11 protein-coding genes and 1 riboswitch are annotated in these 14,400 nt (G+C 57.4%); of the genes, 6 read left to right on the plus strand and 5 right to left on the minus strand.

The annotated features are described in order from the left end of the window. Window positions 1-40: 40 nt before the first annotated feature. The 4 genes from ADB02_RS08075 to ADB02_RS08090 form a co-directional block, all read right to left on the minus strand. A complete protein-coding gene (locus ADB02_RS08075; RefSeq protein WP_049170251.1) occupies window positions 41-1,054 on the minus strand; it encodes an ROK family glucokinase in 1,014 nt (337 codons plus the stop codon). Window positions 1,055-1,063: 9 nt separating this feature from the next. Continuing rightward, the gene (locus ADB02_RS08080; RefSeq protein ID WP_049190492.1) at window positions 1,064-2,218 is read right to left on the minus strand and encodes a glycosyltransferase family 4 protein; all 1,155 of its coding nucleotides are present in this window, start codon (window positions 2,216-2,218) and stop codon (window positions 1,064-1,066) included. Between the two features lie 53 nt (window positions 2,219-2,271). After that, entirely contained in the window at window positions 2,272-3,342 is a 1,071-nt protein-coding gene (locus ADB02_RS08085) for an NlpC/P60 family protein (RefSeq protein ID WP_353797117.1), read from the minus strand. A gap of 346 nt (window positions 3,343-3,688) precedes the next feature. After that, entirely contained in the window at window positions 3,689-4,267 is a 579-nt protein-coding gene (locus ADB02_RS08090; RefSeq protein WP_048731217.1) for a C40 family peptidase, read from the minus strand. 14 nt (window positions 4,268-4,281) lie between these two features. Next, window positions 4,282-4,424: riboswitch (cyclic di-AMP (ydaO/yuaA leader) on the minus strand. A gap of 413 nt (window positions 4,425-4,837) precedes the next feature. Here ADB02_RS08090 and ADB02_RS08095 point away from each other — a divergent pair. Next, entirely contained in the window at window positions 4,838-6,427 is a 1,590-nt protein-coding gene (locus ADB02_RS08095; protein ID WP_049170245.1) for a DEDD exonuclease domain-containing protein, read from the plus strand. Here ADB02_RS08095 and trpD read toward each other — a convergent pair. Then, window positions 6,424-7,491 carry an anthranilate phosphoribosyltransferase gene (gene trpD / locus ADB02_RS08100; RefSeq protein WP_049190496.1) on the minus strand — a complete coding sequence of 356 codons (1,068 nt, stop codon included), beginning with the start codon at window positions 7,489-7,491 and terminating at the stop codon, window positions 6,424-6,426. The two genes, ADB02_RS08095 and trpD, sit on opposite strands and share 4 nt — an antisense overlap. A gap of 537 nt (window positions 7,492-8,028) precedes the next feature. On the opposite strand from trpD, the gene ADB02_RS08105 reads away from it, so the two are divergent. The 5 genes from ADB02_RS08105 to ADB02_RS08125 all read left to right on the plus strand — a co-directional run bounded on the left by ADB02_RS08105 (window position 8,029) and on the right by ADB02_RS08125 (window position 14,336). Then, a complete protein-coding gene (locus ADB02_RS08105) occupies window positions 8,029-8,643 on the plus strand; it encodes a cytochrome c oxidase subunit 3 (RefSeq protein WP_088611596.1) in 615 nt (204 codons plus the stop codon). A 75-nt stretch (window positions 8,644-8,718) separates the two neighbouring features. Further along, complete coding sequence (locus tag ADB02_RS08110; RefSeq protein WP_049190498.1) at window positions 8,719-9,609, plus strand: c-type cytochrome; 891 nt, start codon at window positions 8,719-8,721, stop codon at window positions 9,607-9,609. After that, the gene (locus tag ADB02_RS08115; RefSeq protein WP_049170241.1) at window positions 9,606-10,817 is read left to right on the plus strand and encodes a ubiquinol-cytochrome c reductase iron-sulfur subunit; all 1,212 of its coding nucleotides are present in this window, start codon (window positions 9,606-9,608) and stop codon (window positions 10,815-10,817) included. The genes ADB02_RS08110 and ADB02_RS08115 overlap by 4 nt, the downstream gene beginning before the upstream one ends. Further along, window positions 10,814-12,442 (plus strand): cytochrome b, encoded by a 1,629-nt coding sequence (locus ADB02_RS08120; RefSeq protein ID WP_016423029.1) that lies wholly within the window; start codon window positions 10,814-10,816, stop codon window positions 12,440-12,442. The genes ADB02_RS08115 and ADB02_RS08120 overlap by 4 nt, the downstream gene beginning before the upstream one ends. Window positions 12,443-12,608: 166 nt before the next feature. Further along, window positions 12,609-14,336, plus strand: a complete 1,728-nt coding sequence (locus ADB02_RS08125; RefSeq protein ID WP_049190503.1) for an ABC-F family ATP-binding cassette domain-containing protein — start codon at window positions 12,609-12,611, stop codon at window positions 14,334-14,336. Window positions 14,337-14,400 lie beyond the last annotated feature (64 nt).

Here is a 14,400-nt window from a genome sequence, read left to right on the forward strand (position 1 = left end):
TTTCGCGGGCGAATTCCCCTGCAATCCCCAAATTGACGCTTTACGACGATGTCGCACCCTCGGCAGCCACAACGCTGCGCGCAATATCCGCCGCACCAATCAACCCAGCATCCGCACCTAGTTCAGCGACCCGCACATCCGCTACCGGACGATAGCCAGCGCCGGTGAGATTGCGGGCAAACTCGGCCTTGGCCTTGTCCAGGTATAGATCAGACGCCGAGGCAACACCGCCACCGATAACAATCAATTCCGGATCAAAGACATCGCCCACCATCGACAGGCCACGCCCCAGCCAGGTAGCAAAGTCATCAATCGCAGCTAGAGCCAATTCATCCCCCTGGCGAGCAGCCGAGACGACATCGGTACCAGTTACCGAGCCGGCCACGAGCCCGTCGGTAAGCCGCGAGAAGTAGCGACCGGATTCAGAGAGTTCCTGAGCGGTGGTAACCAACGCCGTACCCGAGCAGTAACGCTCCAAGCAACCACGCTTTCCGCAGGAGCAGGGACGACCATCCGGCACAACGGTGAGGTGGCCGAATTCCGGCGCCGTGCCGTACGCGCCACGGTAAATCTCACCCCCCTGCATCATCGCGCCGCCGATTCCCGTACCCAGCGCAAACAGCACCCAATTATCCGCACCGCGAGCCGCACCAAAGCGATACTCACCCCAGGCGGCCGAGTTGGCATCGTGCTCAAGCTGCAGCGGACATGGGAGAAGCAAGGATAAACGCTTGACGACGTTCGCATCGCGCCACGGCAGATGCGGGGCAAAACGAACCGTCTGGCGGTCAGAATCCAAAAAACCAGCTACAGCTAAACCGATGGCGCTGACATCTGGAAAGCGTTCAACCAAGCGCTCGGATGTCTGGACAATGCCACGTTCAATGGCATCCACACTGCCATCAGAACTGGTCTGAACTCGATACAGCACCTGCCCATCAGCGCTGACCACTGCAGCGCGCAGGTTTGTTCCACCAATATCAAAACCGATAGCCGGGCGATCAGCGGCGTCGGACTCGTCTGAGTTCGGATGAATCGGAATATCGGTGGACATAACAGTTGATTATAAAGGGATTGCGCAGGTTCGGAGAATTCGGCGAGCCCGAGCAGCCATGACCTCCCAGGTCCACGACTGCACAACATGCTCCCGACCACAGGCTCCCATCGCCGCCGCGCGCTCCGGATTATCCAAAATCTCAACCAGCCCGGTGGCGACGCTGCGCTTCGAGGCCCCGTCGACAACGATGCCAGTTTCGCCATCGATAACTGTCTCCGGGGCGCCACCAGACTTGCCAGCTATGACAGGGACACCGCAGGCCTGTGCTTCCAAGTAGACAATGCCGAGGCCTTCTACATCGAGGCCACGTCCGCGGGTTCGGGCGGGCATGGCAAAAATGCTGGCCGCATTGTAATAGGCGGGGAGGTCATCATAAGAGACCTTGCCGGCAAAAATAACCTGCTCGGAGACCCCGAGCTTTACTGCCAGCTTTTTCAATTCTCGGTTCAACGGACCAACGCCCACGATCAGCAACCTGGCATCCGGGTGCTGCTCAAGAACCTTAGGCATGCTGCGAATCAGCATATCTTGGCCTTTTCGGCGCACTAGCCGAGAAATACAGACGATAAGCGGCTGGGACTCACCGATTCCGTGGTGCTGCCGGATCTTCTGTCCCGCCTCGGGGTCCGGGGAAAATCGCTCGATATCGACACCGGAAGGCAGGCGTTCAAATGCTGTTTGCGGACCAAAGGCTGCCGCAAATCGACCACGGGTGTAGCGGGAAATATAGGTCACAACATCGGAGCTCTTACCAATGCGCCTCAGCATCTGGCGGGCCAATGGCAGCATCGACCAGCCCACTTCATGTCCGTGAGTGGTAGCAACGATGCGGGTGGCACCTGCGCGACGGCATGCGTCGGCAAGCAAACCAAGTGGCGCGGCGGCACCAAACCATACGGTGTCAATGCGTTCGGTGCGAATAATCTGAGCGGCGCGACGAGCTACGTGCGGCAGTGGCAGCAGCACGGAATCACGCATGCGATAAACACGGTACGGTAGCGACTCGTCGTAGGCGCGGAGCTTTTCTTCGGGGGCTCGCGAGGACGCGAGGACTACGAGGTTCTCCGGATCCAAACGAGCACAGAAATCACGCAGGTAGGACTCGATTCCACCATCGCGAGGCGGGAAGTCATTCGTAATGAGCAGTACGCGCGCAGACATGGAGCCGAGTTTATCTACCTTGACTAAAAGGACGCGAGGTCACCTGCCGCTAGTTAGAAGCGGACAGCGCCTTGGTACGGGCCACCTTGGTCGATGGAAACGACCTGGACTGGAATACCGTAGTCGGAAGCATGGACAATCTGACCATTGCCGATGTACATGCCCACGTGCGTGATTCCCGGGTAGTAACCGATGATGTCGCCCGGCTGCAGCTGGTCGCGGCTCACCGGAGTACCACCGGCGAGCTGTGCCTGCGAGGTCCGCGGGATGGACTTACCAATCTGCTGGTACGCCCAGTACATCAGGCCGGAGCAGTCGAATGCGGAGGGACCAGCAGCTCCCCACGAGTACGGGGAACCCAGCTTCGACATCGCGGCATCAACTGCGGCGGAAGATCCGAGCAGTTTGTCCAACCCTTCGGTAATTGGGTTGTTCTTGGAAATCCAGATTTCCCGCTGTTCGGGGCTCAGCGATTCAACCATGGACTTGACATGCTCGGCGCGCTCATCAAATTCGGCGCTGCGCTTGTCCAAATCATCGCGGCGCTTGGCCAGGTCATCGAGCTGCTTGCGGATATCGCCCTGCAGACGCAGCGCATTGGCCTTGCCATCCTCGGCATCCTTGCGGGCTTGCACCGCACGGCTGACGACTTCATCGTTGTCGCGGAACATCTTGTTGATGTAGCCGGCACGGTCGATAGCGTCCTGAGCACTGGAAGATCCCAGGGCGGCAGACAATGGGTCGACGATTTCACCACGCATCCGCTTCTTCGCGAAGTAGGAAATCTCACCAGAGAGCGCCTTGAGATTATCCTGTGCTCGGAGAACCTGATCCTCAGAGTGCTTCAGTTCCCCTTCGGCGTGCCGGAGTTCCTCTTCCTTGGCCTGAACCTGAGAATCCAGCTCGGTAACTTCCTCAGAAACCGCTTCGGTATCCCGAGAAATCTTCTCCAGCTCTGCAATAATGCCGTCTGCAGTAGCCAGATCCGGGGCTGGCTGTTCATCCTGCGCAGAGGCAATCGGCGCCAAACCTACGGAGCCAAAGGTTAGCCCAGTCACGACCGTAAGCCCGACTACACCGCGACGAGAGTTGTGGCGACGGCGAGAGGCACGGTGACGCGACAAATCCAAACCCTTTTCAAGTTGTGTATTCAAATTTCTTCCCCGAAAAACAAAACATCAAACCACTTGACGCATTCGAGCAAATTGTAGCAGCCTTGCCGCGGAACAACACACCGACAAACCGCCAGCACAAAGGGGTATCCAAAGGGAGTAACCAGGATAGCCCTTCGACTCCACGCATTGCGTAACCGCAGTAGAAAAACAAAAAATGAGGCGAGTGCCCCTATAGTGCTTTACGACGCGCATAGCGTCAGCACCCGGGCGCTCGCCTCAGTGCCCCCTCGGTAAAAAGAGAGCCAAGGCTCTGCGGGGCATCAAGGCCCCGCAGGTTGTCATCCGTTCAAACAGATTAGAAGCGGACGAAGTTGTGAACCGGCATGTAGTTCATCGGAGCTTCCTTGACGACATCGCCGGACTGCGGAGCGTGAATCACGTTGCCGTTGCCGGAGAAGATGCCGACGTGGGTAGCGCCAGAGTAGAAGGAAACGATGTCACCCAGTGCCGGGCTGGAGACCGCGGTACCCTGGGAAGCCTGCGCCTGGGAGGTACGCGGGATCGACTTACCGACCTGCTGGTATGCCCAGGAGGTCAGACCGGAGCAGTCGAAAGAGTTCGGACCGGTAGCGCCCCACACATACGGGGAACCGATCTTGGAACGTGCAGCGGAGACGATAGCCGAACCAGTGGACGGTGCTGCAACGTTTGCAACGCTGCCGGAGGTAACCTCACCTGCGATGTCGTTGAACTTGCCAACAACATCCTGCATACCTGCAACCTGCGGGGTATCGAAGCCGTTCAGTGCGCCCTGGATGTCGTTCAGCGGGTTAGCGTTAGCGGTCGGAACTGCGAGAGCGGTAACGCCGGCGACAGTTGCGCCAAATGCGACTGCGTTGCGTGCAAAGTTAGAACGGCGGTGGTGCTTGCCCATTGTTTTGAAACTCCAAAATCTTCCTGTTTAGCCGACCGGGTTAGCTGACGGGTTCGGAAGAATGGAAGACTTCCTACCCTCCGGGATTTCCCTTTGGGATTCACCCCATGGTTCGAGGTGGGTCCCCGGCTCGAATCCCCTGAGGCTCTCACTACTTAGACCCTCAGGACCTTCGATAAGGCTCTGTGTTTTCTTATCAATGACCGGCACCAACTCAGTGGCCCCGTTTCAATGTCTCGATAAGGTTACGAAATGGCATCAAGTTTTGTCTAGCCGTTTGTCCAGAAAACCGCTCGAGGCCCGGTTGTTACCATCGATAGAACTAAACCGTTACCAAGCTGTTACAACTAAACACTCCCCCTATAGCGGAATAATAACAGTTTGATAAACGTGTCACTACCTGGCATTTTGAAGTCCGCCGAGAACTTTACACTTAATGCCTTAAAGTCGACACATTTTTATCGCGGGCTCAAAACGTGTTTTATGTCACACTCCAGCTTGCAACAGCTCAATTTGCTCAAGTTTCACAGTTTTAACACCACTAGGAGCGCTCAGCATAGGATTATTGACGTGGATTCAGGACAACAGCACTTCCCTCTCGAAGGCACCGTCGATGATTCTCTTTTCAACACCACCTTTGTCGTCGTAGACCTGGAAACGACCGGATTGAAGGCCAAAAACGACCACATCATTGAAATTGGGGCCATCAAAACCCGTGGCGGTAAGACAATTGGCACCTTTTCCAGCTTCATCGACCCCGGTATGGAGATCCCCGACCACATCACATCTCTGACCGGCATCACTACCGCCGATGTTGAAACCGCCCCACAGCTCGGCACAGTTATTACTCAGTTCCTCGAATTTGCCCGGGGAAGCGTCTGGGTTGCGCATAATGCCAAGTTCGATATTGGATTCCTCCGCCAGGCTTGCACAGATTTGGGCCTAGATTGGCCGAGCCCCAGTGTCGTAGACACCCTCACGTTGGCGCGTCGCGTCCTCGACCGCTCACAAGTTGGCAGTTTCAAGCTCTCACAGCTCGCACGGTACGTCGGTTCTCCGAATCGCCCCACCCACCGGGCGCTTGACGACGCAATCGCAACCGTCGACGTCCTTCACTACCTCGTGGAGAGACTAGCTGGCGATGAAGTACAAACAGCGTCCGAGCTAGTGCACTACTCGCCCACCGTCGCTCCAGAGGTTCGTGCTAAACGGCACCTTGCCGATGGAGCTCCGCACACCCCTGGTGTCTATGTTTTTCGGTCAAGAAATGACGACCCCTTATATATAGGTACAGCTCTCGATTTGCGACGTAGACTTCTGCAGTATTTCAACGGTACTGATTCTCGTCGCAAGATTACGGAAATGGTCTCTCTAGCCGAACGCGTCGAGATCATCGAGTGCCCGCACGGCTTCGCTGCAGAAATTCGCGAGGCTCGTCTGATCTCTGCACTCCGTCCGCCCTACAACCGACAACGCACCGAACCAACCCGCGGCTGGTACATCGTCCCCACTAGCCCCGGTCGGCCTGCCAAGATTAGCCGGGCAGTCACCGACGCCCGCAGCCTAGGTCCTTTCCGCACGCGCGACACCGCTACTGCCATCCGCGACAGGTTCTCCGCGCTTAACGACGACTTTGCGATAACAACCGCTCAGATCTCCACCACCGGCGCAGACGAGATCGCAGACATGATTGCAGAGATATCAGCACTTGCCGAAGCACACCGCTTCCAACGCGCGGCAGTGCAACGTGACCGCGCCGCGGAGTTCATTATCAGCTTGGACAAGCAGCAGCGCCTGAGCATGCTTGCCGCCATCCCATCTCTGCAAGCCGCTTTCCCCGATGGCAATGGCGGCTGGCATCTAGCGGAAATTCGCTACGGCAGGTTGGCCGGCGCCAGCACCGCACCACGTGGCGCGGAAATGAACTACATCATCGAGCTCATGGAGAGTTCAGCCCAAACAGTCACTCCAGATGATTCCTTATATAAAGGAGCATCGATTGATGAACTCAGTATTATCTGGAAATGGCTGCAGCGCCCGGAGGTACGAATAAAGCCCACCGGAGGCGAGTATTCCTACCCTAGGTTAGGCGCAGGAAAATACCTTCAGTGGGCAATTGACGCGCAGCAAGCACGTCGTGAAGCGCGACGCGAACCTTAACCCTTCATCGCCGCGGTAAGGATGTCCAAGCACAGCCCCGACTGGAGCGTTTCCTTGACCTCTTCAATGGAGTCGGCCATAGCTTCCTTTAGCGGACGGCCACTCAGACCACGCGAAATGGCGATTGCGGCGGCGGAGTTAAGGATGACTGCATCGCGAATCGGGCCTTCGAGCTCGCCAGCCCAAATGCGACGTGCAACATCAGCGTTGTAAGCAGGGTCACCGCCACGCAGCGCGTCAATTTCGGAGTACTCCATGCCATAGTCATGTGGATCGATGGCATCTTCGGCAACTCCACCGTTTTCCACAATAAAGACCTTGGTGGGGCCAGTAACGGTAATCTCGTCGAGGCCATCGCTTCCGCGAACCACCAGCGCGCGCTGACCACGGCGGGCGAAGGTGTCCGCCATCGTCTCCATCTGATCTTCGAAGGCACAGCCAATCAAGCTCGCCTGCGGGCGTGCTGGATTCGTCAGCGGCCCCAACAGGTTGAAGACTGTCGGAACCGCTAGCTCCTTACGCACCGGTCCAGCGAAGCGCATGGCCGGATGAAAGCGAGCGGCAAAGAGGAAGCGCACGTAGAAATCCGGATGTTCCGGAGAAGTAACGAGACCGTTCTCAATGTCGATGCCAAAGGCCTCCAGCATGTCAGCTCCGCCCGACTTCGAGGAAGCCGCGCGGTTACCGTGCTTGAGCACCGGCACACCGCTGGCCGCGATAACAATCATGGACATCGTGGAGATGTTGACGGTATTTGCGCCATCACCACCGGTGCCGACGATATCGACTGCACCGCGCTCAATAACACCGGCGAGCTGTGGATCATGAACTGGGCGGGCAAATGAAAGCATGCCCTCAGCCGCAGCATCGAGCTCGGCAGCCGTAATCCCCTTGGCGAGGAGACCGAAAGCAAACGTTGCGGTCTGCACGTCTCCGGAAGCACCGGACATGATTTGATCCATGGCGAATCGAATGCCCTCACCGGAAACTTCGCGGCCAGCGCCAATCGTGGAGAGAACATGGCGCCAGTTTTCGACCGCCCTCTTATCGCCGATCTCGCTCATCGCCACTCCCTTCCACTAGATAGTCAAGTCTGTATTCGTACTTTATTAATACAACTGCACCTAGGTACTGCTGGCTATCCCGCCCACCAGGCGCACCACATCACAGGGCTGTTGAAAAAAATCCCACCGTGATGTACGTAATAAGACAAGATACCTCCCCCATATATCCAGCGCATCACCAGGTCCACCTTTTGCGTTCACCGAAAATCTCACCCCCATTGGGGCAACTGGAAAAATACGATATTAAACAGAGCCGAACCTGCGATAAACTAACCGACAACTGATGTCGCAGTATCGCTAACCCAGGTTCACCGGAGGTGAACCTGGCAGTCCAGGGGATGGACACCGCGCAACTCAGCACAACCAAACCCTCGAATTCGCCCGCGTCGGATAAAGACACCGGAAAGTTCCCATCAGGGGGAAAAATTAGTGAAATTCTCAGAAACCTTTCCTCGCGACCTGGGATTTTAGGAATTTTTATACAAAAACGGGGGTTGCAACGTGACTACTCCTTAAGAACAGTACATACTGTTAGTTGTGACGAGCGCAGTTGAAAATCAAGGTATGACAGCACCACGTCGTGCTGCGACACTGAACCGACCGAATATGGTCAGTGTCGGCACGATTGTGTTCCTGTCTCAGGAATTAATGTTCTTCGCCGGTCTGTTCGCGATGTACTTCGTGTCACGCGCGAACGGCCAGGGCGATTCGTGGGATTGGGGTACCGGCCACCTCAATGTCCCGTACGCACTATTGATCACCGTGATCCTAGTGTCGTCTTCGTTCACTGCCCAGTGGGGCGTGTTCGCGGCCGAGCGTGGCGACGTTTTCGCACTCCGTAAGTGGTACGCACTGTCTACCGCCCTGGGTGCAATCTTCCTCGTCGGCCAGGCTTACGAGTACTTCACACTGGTTAGCCACGGTCTGACCATTCAGAACTCCATTTACGGTTCGGTCTTCTTCATCACCACCGGATTCCACGCAGCCCACGTCCTCGCGGGTGTGCTGGCTTTCGTTGTGGTGCTTATCCGTACCTCCAAGGCGAAGTTCACCCCGGCACAGGCCACTGCTGCCATCGTGGTCTCGTACTACTGGCACTTCGTCGACGTCGTGTGGATTGGCCTGTTTATCACCATCTACTTCATCCAGTAGGCCGTATTGGCCGTCCTTTGTTTAGTACGGCCTACAGCCCATCCACTTTCCACGAACAGTATTAAAGGGAAAAAGATGGAAAACACTACCTCCGAAACCAAGGACACCACGTCCTTGGCTGCGGCCCCGAAGTCAAAGGGCCGCCGCAAGATGCGCCGTACTGCCTCCGGCATTATGGCTATGGCTCTCGCCCTCACCGGCGCGGGCTTCCTCGCTAATGCTCTGACCCCTGATGCACAGACGGCTACTGCTCAGCAGAATGAAGCCGCAATGATTCAGCAGGGCAAGGAGCTTTACGACGTTGCTTGTATTACTTGCCACGGCGCCAACCTTCAGGGCGTTAAGGACCGCGGCAAGTCGCTGATCGGCGTCGGCGAAGGCTCGGTTTACTTCCAGGTTCACTCCGGTCGTATGCCGATGCTCCGCAACGAGGCTCAGGCAGCACGTAAGACCCCGCGTTACTCCGAAGAGCAGACGCTGGCTATCGCAGCCTACGTCCAGGCTAATGGCGGCGGCGCCGGCATCGTCCGCGACGAGGACGGCTCCATCGCTATGGAGTCGCTACGCGGTAAGAACGCTGGCCCGAACGGTGAGCTTGACAAGGCTGACGTTGCTCGCGGTTCCGAGCTGTTCCGCCTGAACTGTGCATCCTGCCACAACTTCACCGGTCGTGGCGGCGCACTGTCCAGCGGTAAGTACGCACCGGTCCTGGATCCTGCAAATGAGCAGGAAATCTACCAGGCCATGCTGACCGGCCCGCAGAATATGCCGAAGTTCTCTGACCGCCAGCTGTCTGCTGACGAGAAGAAGGACATCATCGCCTACATCAAGAACGCCAAGGAAACTCCGACCCCGGGTGGTTGGGGCATTGGTGGCATCGGCCCAGTTGCTGAGGGCCTTGTCATGTGGATTGTAGGCATTGTCGCTCTCGTAGCGGCCGCTCTTTGGATTGGATCCCGCCGATGAGTAATAACGAAAACAAGAAGTACAGCTCCGAAGAGCTGTCGAAGATGAGCAATGCGGATCTCGCTCGTCTGGGTGCTGAACTCGATGACGTGACCATTGCTTACCGCAAGGAACGCTTCCCGATTGCCAACGACCCGGCTGAAAAGCGCGCGGCTCGTGGTGTCACCATCTGGCTGGCACTGTCGGTCATTCTTGGCCTGGCATTCATCGCCATCTACCTGTTCTACCCGTGGCACTACAAGGGGCACGGCGAAGAGGGTCTGTGGCTGTACACTATGTACACCCCGCTGCTGGGTATCACCATCGGTGGCTGCATCGTCACCCTGGGTATTGGTGCAGTTAAGTTCACCAAGCGCTTCATTCCGGAAGAGATTTCGGTTCAGCGCCGCCACGATGGTCCGTCCGAAGAGGTCGACCAGAAGACCATCGTTGCCCTGCTGAACGATTCTTGGCAGACCTCCACCCTGGGTCGTCGCTCCGCTATCAAGGGCCTCCTTGGTACCGGCGCCGTCCTGGCTGGTATCGGCATGATCCTTCCGCTTGGCGGCATGATTAAGAACCCGTGGAAGCCACGCCACGACGTTGACGTCACTGGTGACGGCACCCTGTGGACCACTGGCTGGACTCTCGTCGAGAAGGGCCACAAGGTTTACCTGGGTCGCGACACCGGCGCTATCGCTGAAGAGGGCGTACACGGCTACACCACTAAGGGCGTTTCCCGCCTGGTTCGCCTCCGCCCAGAGGACCTGTCCGCAGGTTCCATGGAGACCGTCTTCCCTCTTCCGGAGGAGGACGTCAACGACGGCGACAAGTACTCCAAGGATGCTGATGTCTACGAGGCACACATGCACTCGATTCACGGCTCCCGCAACTCGGTCATGCTGATCCGTCTGCGTTCCCAGGACGCTGAAAAGGCAATCCTGCGCAAGGGTCAGGAAGACTTCCACTACGGCGACTACTTCGCCTACTCGAAGATTTGTACACACATCGGTTGCCCGACTTCTCTGTACGAACAGCAGACGAACCGTATTCTCTGCCCATGCCACCAGTCGCAGTTCGATGCACTGCACTACGGCAAGCCGGTCTTCGGTCCAGCTGCTCGCGCTCTTCCAGAGCTGCCGATCAGCGTTGACGAAGAAGGCTACATGTACGCAGAGGGCAACTTCATTGAGCCCGTCGGTCCGGCATTCTGGGAGCGTCAGTCATGAGTAATCCAACGAAACTAGCAACCGCTGCTAAGAATATGGATGACCGCTACACCCTGTCTGGCGGCATGCGTAAGCAGCTCAATAAGGTATTCCCTACCCACTGGTCCTTCCTGCTGGGCGAGATTGCACTCTACTCCTTCGTAGTCCTGCTCTTCTCGGGTGTTTACCTGACTCTGTTCTTCGACCCGTCGATGTCGAAGGTCATTTACGACGGTGCCTACGCGCCGCTCAACGGTGTCGAGATGTCTCGCGCCTACGAGACCGCCCTGCAGATCTCCTTCGAGGTTCGCGGTGGCCTGTTCATTCGCCAGATTCACCACTGGGGTGCTCTGCTGTTCGCCGTGTCCATCATGGCGCACATGTTCCGCATCTTCTTCACCGGCGCATTCCGCAAGCCGCGTGAGGCTAACTGGGTCATCGGTTCCATCCTCCTGCTGCTGTCCGTGGCAGAGGGCTTCATGGGTTACTCCCTGCCGGACGACCTGCTTTCCGGTGTTGGTCTGCGTATTATGTCCGCAATCATCATCGGTCTGCCGATTATCGGCACCTGGCTGCACTGGATGATGTTCAACGGCGACTTCCCGGGTGACATGATTATCCCGCGCCTGTACATTGCACACGTGCTGATTCTCCCGGCCCTGCTGCTGGGTCTGATTGCCGCTCACCTGGCTCTGGTCTGGTACCAGAAGCACACCCAGTTCCCTGGCGCAGGTCGTACCGAGAACAACGTCGTCGGCGTTCGTATTCTCCCGATCTTCGCAGTCAAGTCCGTTTCCTTCGGCCTGATTACGTTCGGCTTCCTGGCGCTATTCGCTGGTATCTTCCAGATCAACGCAATTTGGAACCTTGGCCCGTACAACCCGGCGCAGGTTTCCGCTGGTTCCCAGCCGGATATCTACATGCTGTGGACTGACGGTGCTGCCCGTGTCATGCCGCCGTGGGAGCTTTACTTGGGCTCTTACACGATCCCGGCAGTCTTCTGGGTCGCCCTGCTCTGTGGTGTTCTGGTTGTCCTGCTCTTCGCTTACCCGTTCATCGAGGCGAAGATCACCGGCGACAACGCCCACCACAACCTGCTGCAGCGTCCGCGCGACGTGCCGGTTCGCTCCGGCCTGGGTGCCATGGCTTTGGTCTTCTACACCCTGCTGACTCTGTCCGGTGGTAACGACCTGATCGCATACCACTTCCAGATCTCGCTGAACGTGATGACCTGGGTTGGCCGTATCGGTCTGATCATCCTGCCTCCGATCGCTTACTTCGTCACTTACCGAATCTGCATCGGCCTGCAGCGCTCTGACCGCGCTGTCCTGGAGCACGGCATCGAGACGGGCATCATCAACCAGCTACCTGATGGTTCCTTCATCGAGGTCCACCAGCCACTGGGTCCGGTCGACGAGCACGGCCACGCCGTTCCGCTCGAGTACCAGGGTGCTTACGTCCCGAAGACCATGAACGAACTGGGCGCCGCTGGTAGCCCGGGTCGCGGTAGCTTCTTCAGCCCGGACTCCCCGGAGATCGCCGAAGAGGCAGCTCGTATCGAGCACGAGAACCACGAGCAGCAGGCTCAGATGTTCCGTGACCTCGAAGCTCAAAACGCTGAAGAGCGTCGCCAGCTCGAGCAGTAAAGTTCCGCGGTAGGTTTTCTACTGCGCTCAAATAAGACCACCCCGGTCCGCATCCACTTCGGATGTCGACCGGGGTGGTTTTTGTTACCCAGATTCTTCCGATTTCGCCTTGACCCCACATATGTCGGATACCAAATCTACTGTTTACCAGTACTAAAATGGACATATGTCTACCAGTCCCTCCCCCACCACCGATCTTTCGAGCAACGCCACACAGCTTGTCGCCAACGGTGTCAACTTCGACTACGAGGCCACGCCTGTTTTGCGCGATGTCTCGCTCACGCTTTCCGACGGCGATGTCCTCGGTCTGGTTGGAGACAACGGAGCCGGCAAGTCCACTCTTCTTTGGCTGCTGTCGGGTCGTCGTCGGCCCACGAGCGGTACGGTGACTCATATTGGCACGCGTGTACTCGGCTCTCAGGAACTGGAAGCTCCTTTCGACTCCACGGTGCAAATGCTTATCGATGAAGCCCTCGGCCCCTCGAAACGTCGTTTAGCGGAGTTAGAAGAGGCAGCTGAGGCGATGGCCTTAGCAGAGACCCCAGATGAGTCTAAGGCGGCAGAGAAGGCGTATTCGAAGGCCTTCTCGGACGTCATGGCTCACGATGACTGGAACGCCGAACATAATGCGGAGATTGTGCTCGACCATCTCGGCCTGACCGGTTCTGCTCCGGACGGCGCTCCCCTGACAGAGCAACTAACCACGGAGATTTCCGGCGGGCAGCGGGCGCGGTTGGGGCTCGCGATTACGCTCATTCGAAAGCCAGAGATTCTGCTTCTCGACGAGCCCACCAACCATCTCGATGAACGCGGTCGCCAGCTCGTGATTGACACCATCCAGAACCACCCTGGAGTGGTTGTGGTGGCAACACATGACCGCGACTTCCTGGATGCCGTTTGTACTGTAATTGGAGACTTGGTGCCGGGGCGCCCTGGTATTGGGCTGTTCCGTGGTAATTACTCCGACTACGCGAAGCACCGTCGCCACCAGCGTGAGCTATGGGAGCACCAGTGGCGCTCGGAGGAGCATGAACGCAATCGGTTGGAAGACACCATCGAGAATGGCGCTCGTGAGATCTCACCGGGTCGGGAAATGACGGACAATAACAAGATGGCTTATGACCGCCGTGGCGGTCGTGTAGAGCGGCAAATCGCCCGCCGCGTGCGTTCGGCTAAGCAGCGGCTGGAGGAACTCATTGAGGAAGGTGTGGAGCGTCCACCGGCACTACTGGGCTTTGATGCCCCGTTGACCGCACCCCTACCGACCAAGCGCGCTGCTTCGGGCAGCGATGAAGATTTTCACATCAAGATGCGCGGTGTGGTCGTCCCAGATCGAATTCGGGTTGGTTCACTGACTATTCGTCCCGGCGACAAGGTCGTGATCACCGGCCCTAATGGGGCCGGCAAATCTACTTTGTTTAAGACGATCATGGGGCAAGTTGAGACGCAGGCTGGCGAGGTGCGTATCGGCGAGAACTGTCGAGTAGCCATGCTGGCTCAGGAACAAGACTGGGAAAACCCAAAGAAGTCCGCCCGTGAGTTGTACGACCTTGCGCCCAATGCCCGCGTGCCTCTCGACGACTTTGGATTGCTTAGCCCTGAGGATGCCAATCGACCGGTAGGAAGCCTCTCCATCGGCCAGCAGCGCCGGGTGGCGTTAGCGTTGGTCGTAGCCAATCCGCCGGAGATCTTGCTGCTCGATGAGCCTACGAACCATCTGAGTGTGGATCTAATCGAGCAGGCCCAAGACGCGATCGCATCTGCAGAGGGCACAATTATTGTGATTACCCACGATCACCGCATGATCAACTCGCTCGAAGCGCGTCATCTGCAGGTGACTGACGGTGAGGTCATCGAACTACCTAAGGGGCAGAAACCCGTCGAATTCGCTTGATGCGGAATCATATATTGACTACAGATCCTAACCGACGAGGTAACACCAGTTAGGAATCCCCTCC

Source organism: Corynebacterium sp. 212_CJEI (genome assembly GCF_001055915.1).
Taxonomy (GTDB): Bacteria; Actinomycetota; Actinomycetes; order Mycobacteriales; family Mycobacteriaceae; genus Corynebacterium; species Corynebacterium jeikeium_D.